This window comes from Streptomyces sp. CoH27 (assembly GCF_020181035.1).
Classification (GTDB): Bacteria; Actinomycetota; Actinomycetes; order Streptomycetales; family Streptomycetaceae; genus Streptomyces; species Streptomyces camelliae.
This window is the reverse complement of sequence record NZ_JAIQYY010000104.1, coordinates 1-1,029: the sequence shown is the minus strand read 5'-3', so window position 1 is coordinate 1,029 and position 1,029 is coordinate 1. Positions and strand designations below refer to the sequence as shown.

Below are 1,029 nucleotides of genomic sequence, written 5' to 3'. Positions count from 1 at the left end.
AGACTCTCCACCACGACCACCCACCCACTTCCAGCGGCTCTGCCAAGGACTGACGGCCTAGAGATCACCAACAGCATCGGTTCCGTGAACCCACGAAGGACGCGTGTGGACAGGCGGTGCGTGAAGTTCAGAGAGTCCCGGGGTGACCCGTGGCGGCGAACTGATCAATGACATCGCGAAGTTGCTCAAGGAAGTCGCGCAGACTGGCGGCCACGGCATAGCACTTGTCGTTCCAGGATGCAGTCCTGGACTTGTGGACCGTGCCGTTGGCCGCGAGAGCGAAGAGATTGCCGCCGCCGTCGCTCCCGAAGACGATTCCATGACCGCCATCCTCAAGGGGAACCGCGCCGTACTCGTCCAGGTGCGCAGTCACGGTGGAGGGCGGGTGGATGAAGTACCCGTTGCCGATGTCGGGCAGAGACACGCTGTCGATCACGGCGAAGAGCGACAGCAGGGCCACACATTCCGACCGGTGGTTCGTCAGGAGCGTGACCGCGGCCCACGTCGTATCGTCGGCCAGCGCCACCTCGTTGTCCCCCGCGGGGTAGCCGTACGTCTCCTCGAAGGTTTCCATCAGCTGGCTCACGCCTTGTGAAACCTGTTGACACCACGCATGCAGCCAGGACGAATCGAGACCACGCTCAGGTATGCAAGAGTCCTCTGGAGTCCGTGGGTGCACGCCCCTTGCGTGCGGCCCCACCATCTCATGGGCGGATCAGGATGCGGGTCCGGAGGAGGCTGAACGAGGCCCGGCCATACATCGCTCGCTTGAGCGTTTTGACCCGGTTCACGTTCCCTTCGACAGCACCGGAACTCCACGGCAGCGTGAGTCCGGCAGTGACGGCGTCGAGGTCCTGGCGGAGGAAGCCGGCGAAGCCCTGCATCGGCTTCGGTGCGTCATGTTCGGCCTGGCGGATCCACTCCAGCAGCAGGAATCCGCGCCGGTGACGCACTAGGGTCCGTCTTCAAAGATCGCTAGATGGTGGATCATGGTTGGGTGGTACGCCGTCACGAACTCACCGACCAAGA

The 1,029-nt window shown here is 63.4% G+C and carries 2 protein-coding genes; both read right to left on the bottom strand.

Translation table 11 applies throughout. The features are described 5' to 3' along the window. Window positions 1-127 precede the first annotated feature (127 nt). Entirely contained in the window at window positions 128-586 is a 459-nt protein-coding gene (locus tag LE548_RS45260; RefSeq protein WP_225102861.1) for an SMI1/KNR4 family protein, read from the bottom strand. A gap of 118 nt (window positions 587-704) precedes the next feature. Beyond that, window positions 705-953, bottom strand: a complete 249-nt coding sequence (locus LE548_RS45255; RefSeq protein ID WP_308031268.1) for a transposase — start codon at window positions 951-953, stop codon at window positions 705-707. Between the last annotated feature and the right edge of the window lie 76 nt (window positions 954-1,029).